The organism is Shewanella sp. SM21 (assembly GCF_025654335.1).
GTDB classification, from domain to species: Bacteria; Pseudomonadota; Gammaproteobacteria; order Enterobacterales; family Shewanellaceae; genus Shewanella; species Shewanella oncorhynchi.
The window spans coordinates 122,460-136,793 of record NZ_JAKKRL010000012.1 but is presented as its reverse complement, the minus strand read 5'-3'; the positions used below and the strand labels follow the sequence as shown (position 1 = coordinate 136,793).

Genomic DNA, 14,334 nt, shown 5'->3' with positions numbered 1-14,334 from the left:
AGTTGCCCGTCATTGAGTTAAGCATCACCAAGGTATTGGTGGGGGCACTAAGCGTTTGCCACTATAGCCAGTAACGGCGGCGAAGCGGGGATCTTCGGCTTCCCAATCTGCCTGTGCTTTGACTATTTCATCTTTGCTATGGCCGACAAAGTTCCACCAAATGCTGACAGGATCAGCCAATGGCGCGCCGCCAATCAGCAGTATGCGACAACCCGCCTCGAGTTTTATGGTGATGGTTTCGCGTAGCATGCCAAGGTAGGCGAGGTGGTTATTATCAAAACTGTCATCCTCGATTTGGAAGCGGCCTTCCAGTGGCATGAGGGCATATTCGAAACTAGGGTCGAGATTCAGAGTGAGTTCAGCGTCATGGGCGGCAAACAGATCTATGGCAACGATAGGTGAGAAGTGTAATGTGGGCGCCTGTTTATGATGCCAACTGCCAATCAGTAGGGTGAATTCGACGCCTGACTCGTGCCAAGTCGGTAGCTCTGGGTAGTGATCGAATCTCGGAGTGGTATCTTTGTGCTCTAGTGGTAAGGCAATCCATAGTTGGGCTGCGTGCATAGTGTGATGGCCCGCTATCGACTCTTCGGTGTGGGCTATGCCGTGTCCGGCTGTCATCAGGTTAACTTGTTTTGGGCGGATCACTTGAGCACTGCCTAGGCTGTCCCTGTGCATGATTTCGCCTTCGAGCATCCAAGTAAAGGTTTGCAATCCAATGTGTGGATGTTGGCCGACGTTTAACTGCGGGCCGTCGGTGATTGGGCCAATATGGTCGAGAAAGCACCAGGGGCCGATAAGGCGGCGCTCTTTTTGTGGAATAGCCCGTGCGACAGGTATGCCGCCGACATCACTGATTTTGGGGGCAATCCGTTGAGCTTGAATGCGGCCATTTTCAATAGGACATTCCTTAGGGCCACCATAAAACTGTGCTTGTAGTTCACTCATGTTCGCTCCTTATTCCATTACTAGGGCATGCTCAGTTCAGTTTGGCTCGGTTCAGTGCTGCTAAGTGTGAACCTAGAATCTCGCATGGGGGTGATCTCATCTTGCATTCGAGCCGAAGGTTTTAGCTTCGGGTATTCCGGTGGATTTTGCAAATTGGTGCAGGGTATGGCCACAGCAACAGTGCGGTTTGACTTGCCCTTGGATAGACTTTGTTAATCCAATCCAAAGGTGAATATGTGACTGAGCCCGCGTGAATGGGACTTTTATCTGTCCTTTACTTTAGCAAGCCTGTATTTATGTGGGCATTAGCGTTTGATGTTTTACTCGATCCTAAATACGGGTGTTTGACCAGTTTGGGGCTCGGTGATTTTTATCGTTTATGTCTTACGTCAGATCTGCAAAGGGGAAAGCGTGCTCGAAAATCAAATGATGTTACTGGCGGTGTTTGAACGGGCGGCCTTGATGCTGATGACCTTGTTCTTTTTAACCCGCACTCGACCGTTTCAGCGTTTATTCCAAAAGCGTAATCATACCCCCGCAGAGCTGGTCTCCGTGGCGGCGATTTTTTGCCTATTTGCGGTATTTAGTACCTATACCGGTATTGAGGTCGAAGGCGCGCTGGTAAACGTGCGTATTATCGCGATTATTTCTGGCGGGATTCTATTTGGCCCTTGGGTTGGTATTCCTGCGGGCGTGCTGTCGGGGCTGCATAGATATCTGATTGATATGGATGGTGATACCTCTATTCCATGTTTAATCGCCAGCATTATTGCCGGCCTTATGGCGACGTGGATTTATTACAAATGCCCCAAATCTAAGTTGTGGATTTATGGCATTGTGGCGGGCATGTTGTGCGAAACACTGACCATGTTGTTGATTTTATTGCTGACAGAGCCACACGAGGTGGGCGTCGATATTGTGAATCACATTGCCTATCCCATGATTGCGGGCACTGTGTGTATCGGGCTAATCATCAAGCTAGTGCAGGACCTCGACGATGAGAAAGAGTTGATTGCCGCCAAGCAGGCTAAGCTCGCGCTGGATATTGCTAATAAAACCTTACCCTTTTTCCGCAAGATTGATCGCCATGCCTTAGAGCAAGTGTGCGCTGTGATCCGTAATGAAATCCATGCCGATGCCGTGGCGATTACCGATACTCGCGATGTATTAGCTTATATGGGCATTGGCAAAGATTACTACGAGGTCGATGGTCATCAAGCGATTAGCGAAATGACTCAAAGGGCGATAGAGCAAGATCAAAACATTATTAACAACGACTTACGCCAATATCATTTATCGGATTTTCATTCGGTCATCATAATCCCGCTGCGCGAAAACGGCACTGTGAGTGGCACGCTGAAGATTTACTATCGCAATACCTATCGTATCACTAGCTCGTTGCGGGAGATGGCCGTGGGTTTGTCGCAGCTGATTTCGACCCAGATGGAAGTATCGCGTATCGAGCAACTGCAAGAGATGACCCGCAAGGCGGAGTTTACGGCGTTGCAGAGCAAGATTAACCCGCACTTTTTATTTAATGCCCTCAATGCGATTTCTTCTTTGATCCGTATTCGGCCACAGCAGGCGCGACAGTTGATTGCTAATCTGGCCGATTATCTGCGCTATAACTTGGCTAAAGGCGATGAGCTGATTGATATTCAAGAAGAAGTGAAACAAGTCCGTGATTATGTGGCGATTGAGCAGGCGCGCTTTGGCGACAAGCTTGAAGTGATCTTCGATGTCGACGATGTGCATTTTTGTGTACCTTGCCTCTTGTTACAGCCGCTGGTGGAAAACGCGATTTTGCACGGCATTCAGCCGCGCAGTGCACCGGGTAGAGTGACGATAGAAGTGAAAAAACTCGATGCAGGCATTCGCGTCGCCGTACGCGATACTGGTTATGGGATCCGCCAAGAGGTGATTGATGGCGTAGCTGCTGGCCGTGTAGAAAGTAGCAGTATTGGGCTGATGAATGTGCACCAGAGAGTGAAGTTATTGTACGGCGAAGGTTTGCAGCTTAAACGGCTCGAACCGGGGACTGAAGTCAGTTTTTACTTACCGGAAAATGAGGAGCAAGTATGTTAAAAGCCATCATAGTTGAAGATGAATATCTTGCCCGTGAGGAGCTAGAGTATTTAGTGAAGAGCCACAGTGAGATAGACATAGTGGCTAGCTTCGAGGATGGCTTAGAGGCCTTTAAATATTTGCAGGATCACGAGGTCGATGTGGTGTTTTTGGATATCCAAATACCGTCCATCGATGGCCTTTTGTTGGCGAAGAATCTGCATAAATCGACCCATCCTCCCCATGTGGTGTTTGTTACTGCCTATAAAGAATTTGCAGTAGAAGCGTTTGAGCTCGAAGCCTTCGATTATATTCTCAAGCCCTACAATGAACCGCGGATTATCAGCTTATTGCAGAAGATTGAACAGGTGGGGCGGCAAGCACCAAAGCCGCAGCATGAGGCCGCGAGTAACACCAGTCGAACCGTGAATTTAGTCAAAGGTGAGCGGATTATCGTCACGCCCTGTGAGCAAATTTATTATGCCGAGGCCGATGAAAAACTCACTTATGTGTACACCCGCACCGACCGTTATGTGATGCAGATGACCATCAGCGAGTTTGTGAGTCGTTTGCCCGCCGAGGGCTTTTTCCGCTGTCACCGTTCCTATTGCGTCAATATCAACAAGATCCGCGAAATCGTGCCTTGGTTCAACAGTACTTACCTGATTAGGTTGCATGATTTGTCGTTCGAGGTGCCCGTTAGCCGTAGTAATATTAAGGCTTTTCGACAGCTGATGAGGCTGTAATTGTCATTCATTCCTGCAGATCTGTATTTCATGCCTTAATTGATCGGCGCGAATCGCATCTCTCTTATAGTGGACTCAATTCCTGATCCCCTAAAGCGAGATGCATCATGACTAAAGAGATGAACCGTACTCGGTACTTGACCTTAGTTGGTACTATTATCACCCAGTTCGCACTCGGCTCAGTCTACACTTGGAGCCTGTTTAATGCGCAGTTGGCCGTTAAGCTCGACGAACCCGTCAGCCAAGTGGCATTTGTGTTTGGTTTGCTGAGTTTGTCTTTGGCCGTGGCATCTTCCATGGCGGGCAAATTACAGGAACGCTTTGGCGTACGTAATGTCACCTTAGGCGCAGGCCTGTTACTCGGCGTTGGCTTCTTACTCACTGCCCAAGCCAGTAACTTGATGATGCTTTACCTGTGCGCAGGGATTTTAGTGGGCTTTGCCGATGGCACTGGCTACTTGATGACCTTGTCTAACTGCGTGAAGTGGTTCCCCGAACGCAAAGGGCTGATTTCGGCGTTAGCGATTGGCGCTTATGGTCTAGGTAGCCTCGGATTTAAATACATTAACGTGCTGTTACTCGAAAACACTGGCCTTGAAACCACCTTCCAACTGTGGGGCCTTATCGCCATGGCGTTGGTCTTGTGTGGCGGTATGTTGATGAAAGATGCGCCTGCACAATCAGCCGCAAGTCAGCAGGCCGAAAGCCGCGACTTCACCCTCGCTGAAGCCATGCGTAAGCCGCAATACTGGATGCTGGCGCTGATGTTCCTGTCGGCCTGTATGAGTGGTTTGTATGTGATTGGTGTGGCTAAAGATATCGGTGAGAAGATGGTCGACTTGCCTGTACTGGTCGCCGCCAATGCTGTTGCTGTGATTGCTATGGCGAACCTCAGTGGTCGTTTAGTGCTGGGTATTCTGTCGGACAAAATCCCCCGCATTCGGGTTATTTCACTGGCGCAGATCATCACTTTAGTCGGTATGGTGTTACTGTTGTTCATTCCTTTGAATGCTAACCTGTTCTTCGTTGCGGTTGCCTGCGTTGCCTTTAGTTTTGGCGGTACTATCACTGTTTATCCATCATTGGTGAGCGACTTCTTCGGCCTGAATAACCTGACTAAAAACTATGGCGTTATCTACTTAGGTTTCGGTATCGGCAGTATTATCGGTTCGATTGTCGCCTCGTTATTTGGTGGGTTTATTGCAACCTTTAACGTGATTTTAGTGCTACTGGTGGTGGCGTTAGTCATGTCATTAACCATTCGTATGCCAGAGCCCAAAACCCCTGCGTCAGCTAAGAAAGCGACTAAGAGTACGCCTCGCTTAGTGAATATGACGGCCGAATCTGCATAGGCGTAAGCTAAGCTTTTCCTCTTTAGCTAAAAGCTAACATAAAAAATCCGCAGCCAAATGGCTGCGGATTTTTTACTTTTTATCCCGTGTTTTATGGGCGAGGTTGTTATTCATTTAAGGCTCGCTGACTTATCTATGTGATTGCACTTTTGATGTTAGCTCTGTGCTGCCTCTTTTTTATCACACCAACAACAGGTAACTTGATAACCTTAAAGCGTTATTCAGGATGTGTTGATGTTAACGGACCCTCTTTTTTGGTTGGTGGCGATACCCGCAGTATTGATTACTGGGATTTCTAAATCCGGTTTTGCGGGTGGCGTGGGCGGGTTAACTGTCCCGCTATTGGCGCTGGCAATTAGCCCTGCTACAGCGGCGGCAGTCATGTTACCACTGCTGATTTATATGGATTTTTTAAGTGTACGTTCCTGGTGGGGGCAACATAATCCGCGTCATTTATGGATACTATTACCCGCGGCGGTTGTGGGAATTTTTATCGCTTATCTGTTGTTCGATCGATTAAACGAAGATTACTTACGGGTGATTCTAGGCTGTGTGTCCTTAGGTTTTGGTTTGTATGGTTTGATCCTTGGGGATAAAACTCAAGCATTACCTTCACCTTTGGTTGGGCGCTTGTGTGGCTTAACCGCCGGATTTACGAGCTTTGTTGCCCATGCGGGCGGGCCGCCACTCAACGCTTATTTGTTGCCATTGCGTTTAGCTAAGACGGAGTTTTTAGCCACTGCCGTGGTGTTTTTTGCGGTGGTGAATCTGGTTAAACTTGTTCCTTACAGTTTGCTTGGGCAGATCAACCAAGAGAATATTATCGTTTCTCTGTTATTGGTGCCGCTGGCATGGTTAGGGGTAAAGTTAGGTTTGTTCATTCAAGATAAAATTGACGATAGGTTATTTAAACGCATCATCTTGATTTTAATGGTGCTGGTGGGTGTGCGTTTATTGTGGACGGCGTTATAGTTTTAAGCTTTAGGTTATATTAGTCTGCTAGAGTGCGCGGGTGTTGGGGCGTTTTGATCCCCAGCCGCCTGAATTTACCTGATAAAAACTCAAAATTACGTTACTGTGAAACCTGCCTGCAATGAGTTTGAAGCTATGAAACGATTACTGATAGTTATCTTAGCCTTAGGCCTTGGCGCTTGTGCTAGCGCGCCAGAACCTAAGCCTGTGGTAAAGCAAGTTGAACCCGCCACAGTTTGGAATGATAGCAATATCTCCGAACTGCATTCTGAGTGGCGTGGAGTACCTTATCGCCTTGGCGGTGGCACTAAGCGGGGCATAGATTGCTCGGCCTTTGTGTCTGTCGCCTATCAGAAGATGTTGGGTATGACCTTACCGCGCACAGTCGAAGAGCAACAAGCCTTAGGTAAACCCGTGCCGAGAAATCAACTGCGCAAGGGTGACTTGGTATTTTTCAAGACGGGCTGGAGCACACACCATGTCGGCATTTATGTAGGAGGCGATAATTTTCTACATGTTTCCACTAGCCAAGGGGTGAAGATTTCGAGCCTGCATAACAGTTATTGGGCGTCTAAGTATTGGAATGCACGGCGGATTTAGCCCTTTGATCGTTTTTATCTTTTGAATGGCTCAACTTGCAGTGAGAGTGCCTGAGCCAATCTCCCTTTATGGCATGTTTTTATCGGCCCAATGCTGCTTTGCTTTGGGGAAGACGTTTGTCATCAATGAACAATTTTTAAATTCCGAGTGTTTAAACGGTGTTGCGCGAACCTCATCACGTTTTAGTCGCTCCATTGGCTAGGCATTTGTGCTATTTTAGCTGCGGCTTAAGGTCGAAGCTGTAGCGGCTTCTTCCATGCTTGATGTCGACAATTTTCACTTCGGCATGTTTCATTTCAACATCACTGGGGATTTCCTATGAGCAAAGCAAAAATCGGTATTGTGACGGTAAGCGATCGCGCCAGCGCGGGGATTTATGAAGATATCTCAGGCAAGGCGATTATCGACACACTCAACGACTACCTCACCAGCGAGTGGGAGCCGATTTATCAAGTGATCCCCGATGAGCAGGATGTGATTGAAGCGACGCTGATCAAAATGGCTGACGAGCAGGATTGCTGCTTGATTGTCACTACCGGCGGCACTGGCCCAGCGAAACGCGATGTTACCCCAGAAGCCACTGAAGCCGTCTGCGATCGCATGATGCCAGGCTTTGGCGAGTTGATGCGCGCCGAGTCATTGAAATTTGTCCCCACTGCCATTTTATCGCGCCAAACCGCAGGTTTGCGTGGCGATTCTTTGATTGTGAATTTACCCGGCAAGCCAAAATCGATTCGCGAATGTTTAGATGCCGTGTTCCCCGCCATTCCTTACTGTATCGACTTGATGGAAGGCCCGTATTTAGAGTGCAATGAGTCGGTTATCAAAGCATTCAGGCCTAAGGCTAAGTAAGCTTCTATCTAGCTTGTAAAACAATAAGGCCACTGAAATTCAGTGGCCTTATTGTTTTGTTCGTTTAGGGCTCATAACTGATTAATCTGTTGCTTTAGCTCGTACTCTGGCTCTGTCACGATTTTTTCAAGTACTTGTACTCGCTCGATCAGTGCTTGGTTTTGTAGGCTGAGTTGAGTCACTTTATCCTTAAGATGGCTATCGTCTGCGGCGCCTACTCCAAATTGGCGCGCTTTTAGATAGTGCTTAAGCATCTCAGTAGCACTCATTCCTATGATGAAGGTGACCATAATCACCATTAAGACATATTCGTTTTCCATAACAAACTCCCGTAGTTATTGAGGTTTTCAACTTGGAGACGATTTGGTGATCGCCGCCAAGTTGAGCAATCGATTTACCCTATAAACCGAAGATCACTTTCTCACTCTTGAGCGACCTTTCCATGCCAAAGGCGAGCAATACCGCAATGGCGAGTGTGCCTAAGGTCGAAACCAGTAACTGCAGCATGGGCAAGTCTTTACCTTTGATAAAGTCCATTAATGCCTGTTGCTGACCCGAGACGGGCAACCACTGCAGCATATCTGGCGCTATGTTGTAACTGGCGGCCATCGACAGGGCTAAGGGCACAAATAGCACCATAGTCAGATAGGACTGAGCCTCCTTAAAGGTTTTCGCCATAAAAGACACAAACAGTTGCAGACAAGCGGCCATTAACGCGACGGGGATGCCGACCACTAACATCAGTGCCATAAATTCCGTGGTGATGTTGACGCTAAAGCCTAATTCCTGCCATGGCACAAAGGCGTAGGCGATTTTAGACACCAGCAAGATCAGCACTAAACCGAGCAGAGCGAACAAGCTCACCGCAATAATTTTTGACAGTACTAATTGGCGAGTGGTCAGCGGATGGCTCAATAGCAGGGCCAAGGAGTTGCGTTCGCGCTCACCGGCACTGGTATCGATAGCTAGGTTCATCCCCGAGATAAATACCGAGTAGATCATAGTGAAAATGGCGATACCTAAGATCATCCCACCCTTAGAGTCTGTGGTGGCTTTGTCTTGCACATTCACCTTGAGCGGTTGCACCACTCGCGGGTCGATACCGCGGGCAATTAAACGTAAACTGCCCATTTCTGCGCTATAGGCCTGCAGTTGTTTTTCGAGTCTACGAATCGAGTTCTGCAGTTTCTCCTCAGAGTTATCGGCCACGATAGTGATCTCAGCGCTTTTGCCTTGGTTCATTTGCGCGGCATAGTCGGTGTTGATGATCAGCTCTATGGCTTTAAGGTCTTTGGCGTCAGAGCCATCGGCTGCGCCTTGAGTGATGCCCTTATTTGATAAAAATCTTACTAAATCCGGTGCTTTATCGGGATTTTTAATGGTGATTTTCAAATCATCGGGGCTGGTTAATTGGCCAATTAACACCATAAATAGGCCGCACATGATCAACGGTGTGCCTATGGCGTAGTACAGACCCGCCATCACAGAGCGCTTATCGCGGGCGGCATCGATGAGTTCTTTACGAACCATAGCGATTATTTTATTCATGCTGTTATTCCCTTATCCATGATCTTATCTATCTGAGCTTGTACATCATTGATGCTGCCTGCATTCTTGTTAGTTTGAGTCATCATGCCGCTATCCCTTCATCCGTGCCGATAAGTTGAATAAAGGCTTCTTCGAGCGAGTCTTTGCCTGTTTGAATGCAAAGCTCTGTTGGGCTACCAATGGCGACGACTCTGCCTTGGGCCATGACGATCACTTGGTCACACAGCGCGGCGACTTCCTGCATCACGTGGCTCGAGAACAGCACGCAATGTCCTTGATTTTTAAGGTCGATAAGAATGTCGCGCAATAGGCGAGTGCTCATCACATCCAGCCCACGTGTCGGCTCGTCGAGGATAATATTGCTCGGGCTGTGGACGATTGCCTGTGCGAGGGCGGTTTTCATTCTTTGTCCTTGGGAAAAGCCTTTGCAGCGGCGATCGCTAATGTCTTCGAGGTGCAATTTTGCAATCACTTGGCTGGTGGCTTCCTTGGCGTCCTTGGATGATAAGCCGCTTAGCTCGGCAAAATAGCGAATGTATTCCCTTGGTGTTAAGCGTTCATACAGACCAAAAGGGTCGGGGAATAGCCCGAGTTGCTGCTTAGCGCCAATAGGGTCGATGGCGACATCTATGCCTTCGATTTCAGCCTTGCCGTTATCGGGTTTCAGCAGGCCAAAAATAGTGCGTAAACAGGTCGTTTTACCTGCCCCGTTCGGGCCGAGTAGTCCTGTGATTTGGCCGTTTTGTGCAACAAAACTTAAGTCATTCAGCGCCTGCACGTCACCGATGCGCTTGGAAAGATGGGATACTTTAATCATGGCTTATTCCTTAGCTCCAGTGCTGGCGTGATCATCTGTTGTCGTGGTTTTTGTGCTGGTCGCATTAAGTGGTTCCACCGAGCTGGCATTTAAATAAAAACTGCGGCGAACATCTTTGTTTAAACACTCGCCGTCGAGATTGTTGACTGAGCCCGAGCGGACGAGATCGGCAATCAGGTTATTGGCGCAGGATTGATAGGCCACACCGTGGGTCGCATAAGGAGCGACAAAGTGCTTGGCATTGGTGAGTTTTTCCATCGCTAACTCGCCCCAACTCGGTGGTGTCGCGGGGTCGATTTCGCCGGATAACAACAAGGTTGGAATGTTGCTGTTAATGGGCTCGCTAAAGTTGTTATCGACCGCAGGCACTTTCCATATTGAACAAGTCGCCTCTAAGCCTTCGAGCATGGTTCTGCCCATAAAGGATTTTTTGGCCTGCTCGCGCATGGTTGGGGTAATGCGGTGCATATCTTCGCCACAGACAACAGAGGCGTGCATGCCCATCGCCATGCCAGCATTGTCGATAGTGAGGGCATAGAGGCCGAGTATGGGTTGGAAGTTGTTTTTCGATGCTTGATGAATCGCATGGGGCAAGAGGGCGCGCACATTGGCTTGATACAGCGCCATGCGGATCGAACCAGAGAATTTACCGCGCGTCATGGTCAACATGGTTTTTTCGCCAGTGACGGGATCGTAAACGTTTTCCATCACAGGGCCAGTGGCGAGCTTAGCGTCGACTCGCTCAAAGTCTGCCTTTAACTGGGGAAATTGACTGTTACAGGCGGCGGTTGCTTGGCAATCCTTAAACAATAAGTCGAAGCCACGATCAATCGCCGAGCCAATTTCTAATACGCTTTGCTGCATGGGCACTATGCCGTCTAAGGTCACTGTGGCTAAGTGCTCTGGATATAAACGCATGTAAAGTTGCGCCATGCGAGTGCCGTAGGAGATGCCGTAAATATGCAGTTTTTTATAGCCTAAGTGCGCTCGCACGGCTTCGAAGTCTTTAATCGCATTGAGGCTGCCGTATTGAGTCACGTCGGCATCAATTTTGGCTAAGCATTTTTGCGTTTCGGCTAAGGTATCGACATTATCGTTATCGAAGGACAGTGGAGATTGCGCTCCTTCATCGCAGGCCAGCACATTCGAACGGCCTGTGCCCCTTTGATCGATCAGTAAAATATCCCGCTGTTGGCGGACTTTGCTCAGCATGGCATCGAAACCTGCCGCGTTCTCTATGGCCGATTGTCCTGGGCCGCCGGCAATCGCTAGTAAGGCTTCTTCATGGTTGGCATTTTTCACCGCAGGCAAAACAACGTAATGTACTTGGATCTGTTTGCCATCGGGTTTGTTAGGGTTTTCTGGCACAGTCACAAAACCGCAGTTTAGACGATCGGAAACGCCTTCCACATAACAAGTGTCGGTCTTATTCGCGATATCTGCCGTCGCTTGTGTCTCTTGGCTTTTCACATCACTCGCCCACGTCGCCATACTTGCCATTGCCAGTATGAGTGCGCTCATTCTCAAAGCACGCGTGCGCCATGTGGCACCATGCCGTGGCTGAGTTGGCACAAGGCGTTGAACTGTGTTGCTTAACTTCCTGTGTGTCATGCTATCTATCATGCGCGCTTTCCTTTTTGCATTTCAGGACGAGTGTGTTAATTTAAATACCAGTGTATCGGTGTATCAATGTATTAATACAGTGTGTAAAGGCTAATGTTAGAACTTTTAAATGTCAACCCCAGCAGTGGTGAACCTATTTACAAACAATTACACGAGCAAATCGTGCGTTTAATTGTGGGTGGTCAACTGCAAGTGGATGATGTCTTACCCTCAGTGCGCCAGATTGCCGAGCATTTAGCGGTAAATCCCATGACGGTATCCCGCGCCATTCAACAGCTGGTTGACCAAGGTTGGCTCGAACGTCGCCGTGGCCAAGCGACAAAAGTCGCGTTGCGAACTGAGACTATGGCATCGGGTATTAGTCTGCTCGAACCCCAGCTCGATGCCCTGTTGTCGCAGGCAAAGCAGTTAGGTGTCAGCTTGCCCGAGTTGCTGCAACTGCTAAATGAGCGATGGCAAGATTAGAAAGTAATGTACCGATAAATAGCATAAAAAGGATGAAATTCGATGGACCCAAAGCGCACGCCAATACTTGAATTTAACCGAGTGAATAAAGTCTTTCGCGGTAAAGGCGCAGGTGAAAAGTGGGCGCTTAAGGATTTATCGTTAACTTTGTCGGCGGGTATGGTGGTGGGGTTATTGGGGCAAAATGGGGCGGGTAAATCGACCCTAATGCGCTGTGCCTTAGGTGTGCTCACACCGGATTCTGGCAGTATTGTTACCTTAGGCGAAACGCCCGAAAACTTAACTTCAAAGGCAAAGGAGCGTTTAGGTTATGTGCCGCAGCAACCTTTTGGTTATGAAGGTTTTACTATTGAACGCGCCCTCGATTTACACCGCAGCTTTTATCCCAATTGGGACATCCAATTAGAGCAAGATTGGCTAGTTCGTTTCGAGTTAGATGTGACCCAACAGGTGCAGCGTTTATCGGTTGGGCAAAGACAATCATTAGCGTTAATTATGGCGATGGCCTATCGCCCTGAGTTGTTAATCCTCGATGAACCCGTTGCCAGCCTCGACCCTATAGTCCGGCGCAAATTTATGGTCGATTTGTTCGATCTCGCCCTCGAATCTGGTTCTGCCGTGCTGTTTTCATCCCATATCACCTCTGATTTAGAGCGAGTTGCCAGCCATGTGGCATTGATTAAACAGGGTGAGTTAGTGCTGTTTAAGGAAATTGATGCCCTGCGTGAAGAAGTGCGCCTACTCACTCTCGCGCCTGAAGCTGTTTTGCCCGAGTCAATTACAGTGCTGAGCCGTGTTGGCGATTCAGTGCTAGTGGATTTAGGTGAGCACAGCGCGTCAATATCAGGCGTGTTAAAGAATGAAGCCTTAAACTTGGAGCAACTGTTTATGGAGCTACACAGATGAGTGCGGCGCACCATAAGCAGATACAAGTCGCGAAGGGCAAAAGAACGAGTCAACGAATGAATCCTTTCAAGGGCATGCTGCGCTTTTGGTGTTTTGATATCGGCAGTGTGAGCTTTTTAGGTACGGCTATACTGGGGGTGATCTTAGCTTGTATCGCTGCGGTTTATGGTAAAAATGATAGTGCTGAACTGTTGTTTTCTATGGGGATTATCTCAAGTTCGGCGGCGGTTGCATGGCAACTCATACGTCTGATGGCGAATGAATGTGCACAGTTAATTCCCCATTATCGTCGCCATATCTACATTCAAAGTGTCACTGTTTTAGTCAGCGTTTTTGGCATAGGAGTCTTGTTCTGTTTGGCTTTAGGTTTGACGGCTAGCCTAGCGAGCTTAGTGCTGGCTTTGGTGATGAGTTTAACTTTTATTTGGCTTTGTTTACTCAGCACTCAGTGGTTTTATGCTTCGTTTTTACTTTTTGTCTTAATGCCATTTATCCCATTGATTGCAGAGCACATTCCTCTTTGGCTAAGTGCGATTGCCCTGCTGATTTTAGGTATGCTGATTGCGCGTGCATGCCGTGTTTTACCTTGGCGTGCTGAGGCGAGGACGGTATATCTCAATGGTCTCGAAATGGGCTGGTTTTGGCTGCCGAATCTGCAATCCATGCGTATCTTGAGTCGCTTCGAGCGTTATTTGCATCCGACCAATTTCTTTATTGGCCCTATGCTCACCATTCTATTGTTATTACTGCCTATATTAGCCTTAGTGCTTGGGCTGTTGTCGCATCAATTTCATTGGAACGCCCCTGTATTATTGTTTTTGGCGCAGTTCAGCGTGATTAGTTGTTCGCTGGTGCATTGGAGCCGAGTGCAACGCTCGCGCTCGACAGAAACCTTATTGTTGATGCCAGGGTTTGATGGTCGAAAAGGACTCATAGCGGCATTTTGCCTTGGACAGCAAAGACTCCTGAATGTGGTCGTCGGCATTATGCTGACGTGTAGTCTGCTGTTGGGCTGGCTCAATGGTGATCTGAATATGCCGTTAGTGGGTCATCTGGTGCTCAGCACTTACTGGGCCTGCGCTTTGACGTTAGGTTTTGGCTGTATGTGTCGCCGAGTTTTGCATATCACGCTCACTATGATGGTCGTCGCGGGACATTCCCTGTGGGTGTCTATCAGCCTTACCTCTTTACGTGATGGCGGCAATTTAACTAATTGGTTGTTATGGGATCTACTCTTAATACTGCTTGGGCAAGCGGTGCTGATTTGGGGCAAGAAAATCCTCTGGAAGGGCGATGTTATGAGGGCATGTTGACGTTTCGAGATTAAATTTTGTTCGCTCTGGCAAGTAAGTGCTACTAAGAGTGGTACGCTGCTAAAGGCTATTTACAGCGTGATTTGGGCGACATTTGCACAACATTAGAGCAAAAACTCTTAGTTTTT

At 48.2% G+C, this 14,334-nt stretch carries 14 protein-coding genes; 9 read left to right on the top strand and 5 right to left on the bottom strand.

The features are described 5' to 3' along the window. Positions 1-24: 24 nt before the first annotated feature. Positions 25-948: a pirin family protein gene (locus L5L94_RS16625; protein ID WP_198573897.1), complete on the bottom strand. Its 924-nt coding sequence runs from the start codon at positions 946-948 to the stop codon at positions 25-27. A 411-nt stretch (positions 949-1,359) separates the two neighbouring features. On the opposite strand from L5L94_RS16625, the gene L5L94_RS16620 reads away from it, so the two are divergent. The 6 genes from L5L94_RS16620 (at position 1,360) to mog (ending at position 7,534) form a co-directional block, all read left to right on the top strand. Continuing rightward, positions 1,360-3,033 (top strand): sensor histidine kinase, encoded by a 1,674-nt coding sequence (locus L5L94_RS16620; RefSeq protein WP_317629650.1) that lies wholly within the window; start codon positions 1,360-1,362, stop codon positions 3,031-3,033. After that, entirely contained in the window at positions 3,027-3,758 is a 732-nt protein-coding gene (locus L5L94_RS16615; RefSeq protein ID WP_105250908.1) for a LytR/AlgR family response regulator transcription factor, read from the top strand. The genes L5L94_RS16620 and L5L94_RS16615 overlap by 7 nt, the downstream gene beginning before the upstream one ends. Positions 3,759-3,865: 107 nt before the next feature. Beyond that, entirely contained in the window at positions 3,866-5,110 is a 1,245-nt protein-coding gene (locus tag L5L94_RS16610) for an MFS transporter (protein WP_173497262.1), read from the top strand. 234 nt (positions 5,111-5,344) lie between these two features. After that, positions 5,345-6,082 (top strand): sulfite exporter TauE/SafE family protein, encoded by a 738-nt coding sequence (locus tag L5L94_RS16605; protein ID WP_263164146.1) that lies wholly within the window; start codon positions 5,345-5,347, stop codon positions 6,080-6,082. A 135-nt stretch (positions 6,083-6,217) separates the two neighbouring features. After that, the gene (locus tag L5L94_RS16600) at positions 6,218-6,682 is read left to right on the top strand and encodes an NlpC/P60 family protein (protein ID WP_105250911.1); all 465 of its coding nucleotides are present in this window, start codon (positions 6,218-6,220) and stop codon (positions 6,680-6,682) included. 318 nt (positions 6,683-7,000) lie between these two features. After that, positions 7,001-7,534: a molybdopterin adenylyltransferase gene (mog, locus tag L5L94_RS16595; RefSeq protein WP_105250920.1), complete on the top strand. Its 534-nt coding sequence runs from the start codon at positions 7,001-7,003 to the stop codon at positions 7,532-7,534. A 71-nt stretch (positions 7,535-7,605) separates the two neighbouring features. Here the strand turns inward: mog and L5L94_RS16590 are convergent, their stop codons facing one another. From L5L94_RS16590 to L5L94_RS16575, 4 genes are all read right to left on the bottom strand, one after another. Then, positions 7,606-7,854 carry a hypothetical protein gene (locus tag L5L94_RS16590; protein ID WP_106648667.1) on the bottom strand — a complete coding sequence of 83 codons (249 nt, stop codon included), beginning with the start codon at positions 7,852-7,854 and terminating at the stop codon, positions 7,606-7,608. Positions 7,855-7,933: 79 nt separating this feature from the next. Beyond that, positions 7,934-9,082: an ABC transporter permease gene (locus L5L94_RS16585; protein WP_263164144.1), complete on the bottom strand. Its 1,149-nt coding sequence runs from the start codon at positions 9,080-9,082 to the stop codon at positions 7,934-7,936. A gap of 82 nt (positions 9,083-9,164) precedes the next feature. Beyond that, positions 9,165-9,899 carry an ATP-binding cassette domain-containing protein gene (locus L5L94_RS16580; protein ID WP_168826848.1) on the bottom strand — a complete coding sequence of 245 codons (735 nt, stop codon included), beginning with the start codon at positions 9,897-9,899 and terminating at the stop codon, positions 9,165-9,167. Between the two features lie 3 nt (positions 9,900-9,902). After that, positions 9,903-11,522 (bottom strand): alpha/beta hydrolase, encoded by a 1,620-nt coding sequence (locus L5L94_RS16575; protein ID WP_263164141.1) that lies wholly within the window; start codon positions 11,520-11,522, stop codon positions 9,903-9,905. Positions 11,523-11,615: 93 nt separating this feature from the next. On the opposite strand from L5L94_RS16575, the gene L5L94_RS16570 reads away from it, so the two are divergent. The 3 genes from L5L94_RS16570 to L5L94_RS16560 are packed head-to-tail and all read left to right on the top strand — an operon-like array spanning position 11,616 to position 14,206. Continuing rightward, positions 11,616-11,987, top strand: a complete 372-nt coding sequence (locus L5L94_RS16570; protein WP_263164137.1) for a GntR family transcriptional regulator — start codon at positions 11,616-11,618, stop codon at positions 11,985-11,987. Between the two features lie 42 nt (positions 11,988-12,029). Further along, complete coding sequence (locus L5L94_RS16565) at positions 12,030-12,893, top strand: ABC transporter ATP-binding protein (RefSeq protein ID WP_263164135.1); 864 nt, start codon at positions 12,030-12,032, stop codon at positions 12,891-12,893. After that, positions 12,890-14,206 carry an ABC transporter permease gene (locus L5L94_RS16560; RefSeq protein WP_263147201.1) on the top strand — a complete coding sequence of 439 codons (1,317 nt, stop codon included), beginning with the start codon at positions 12,890-12,892 and terminating at the stop codon, positions 14,204-14,206. Before L5L94_RS16565 ends, L5L94_RS16560 begins: the two co-directional genes overlap by 4 nt. The last annotated feature ends 128 nt before the right edge of the window (positions 14,207-14,334 follow it).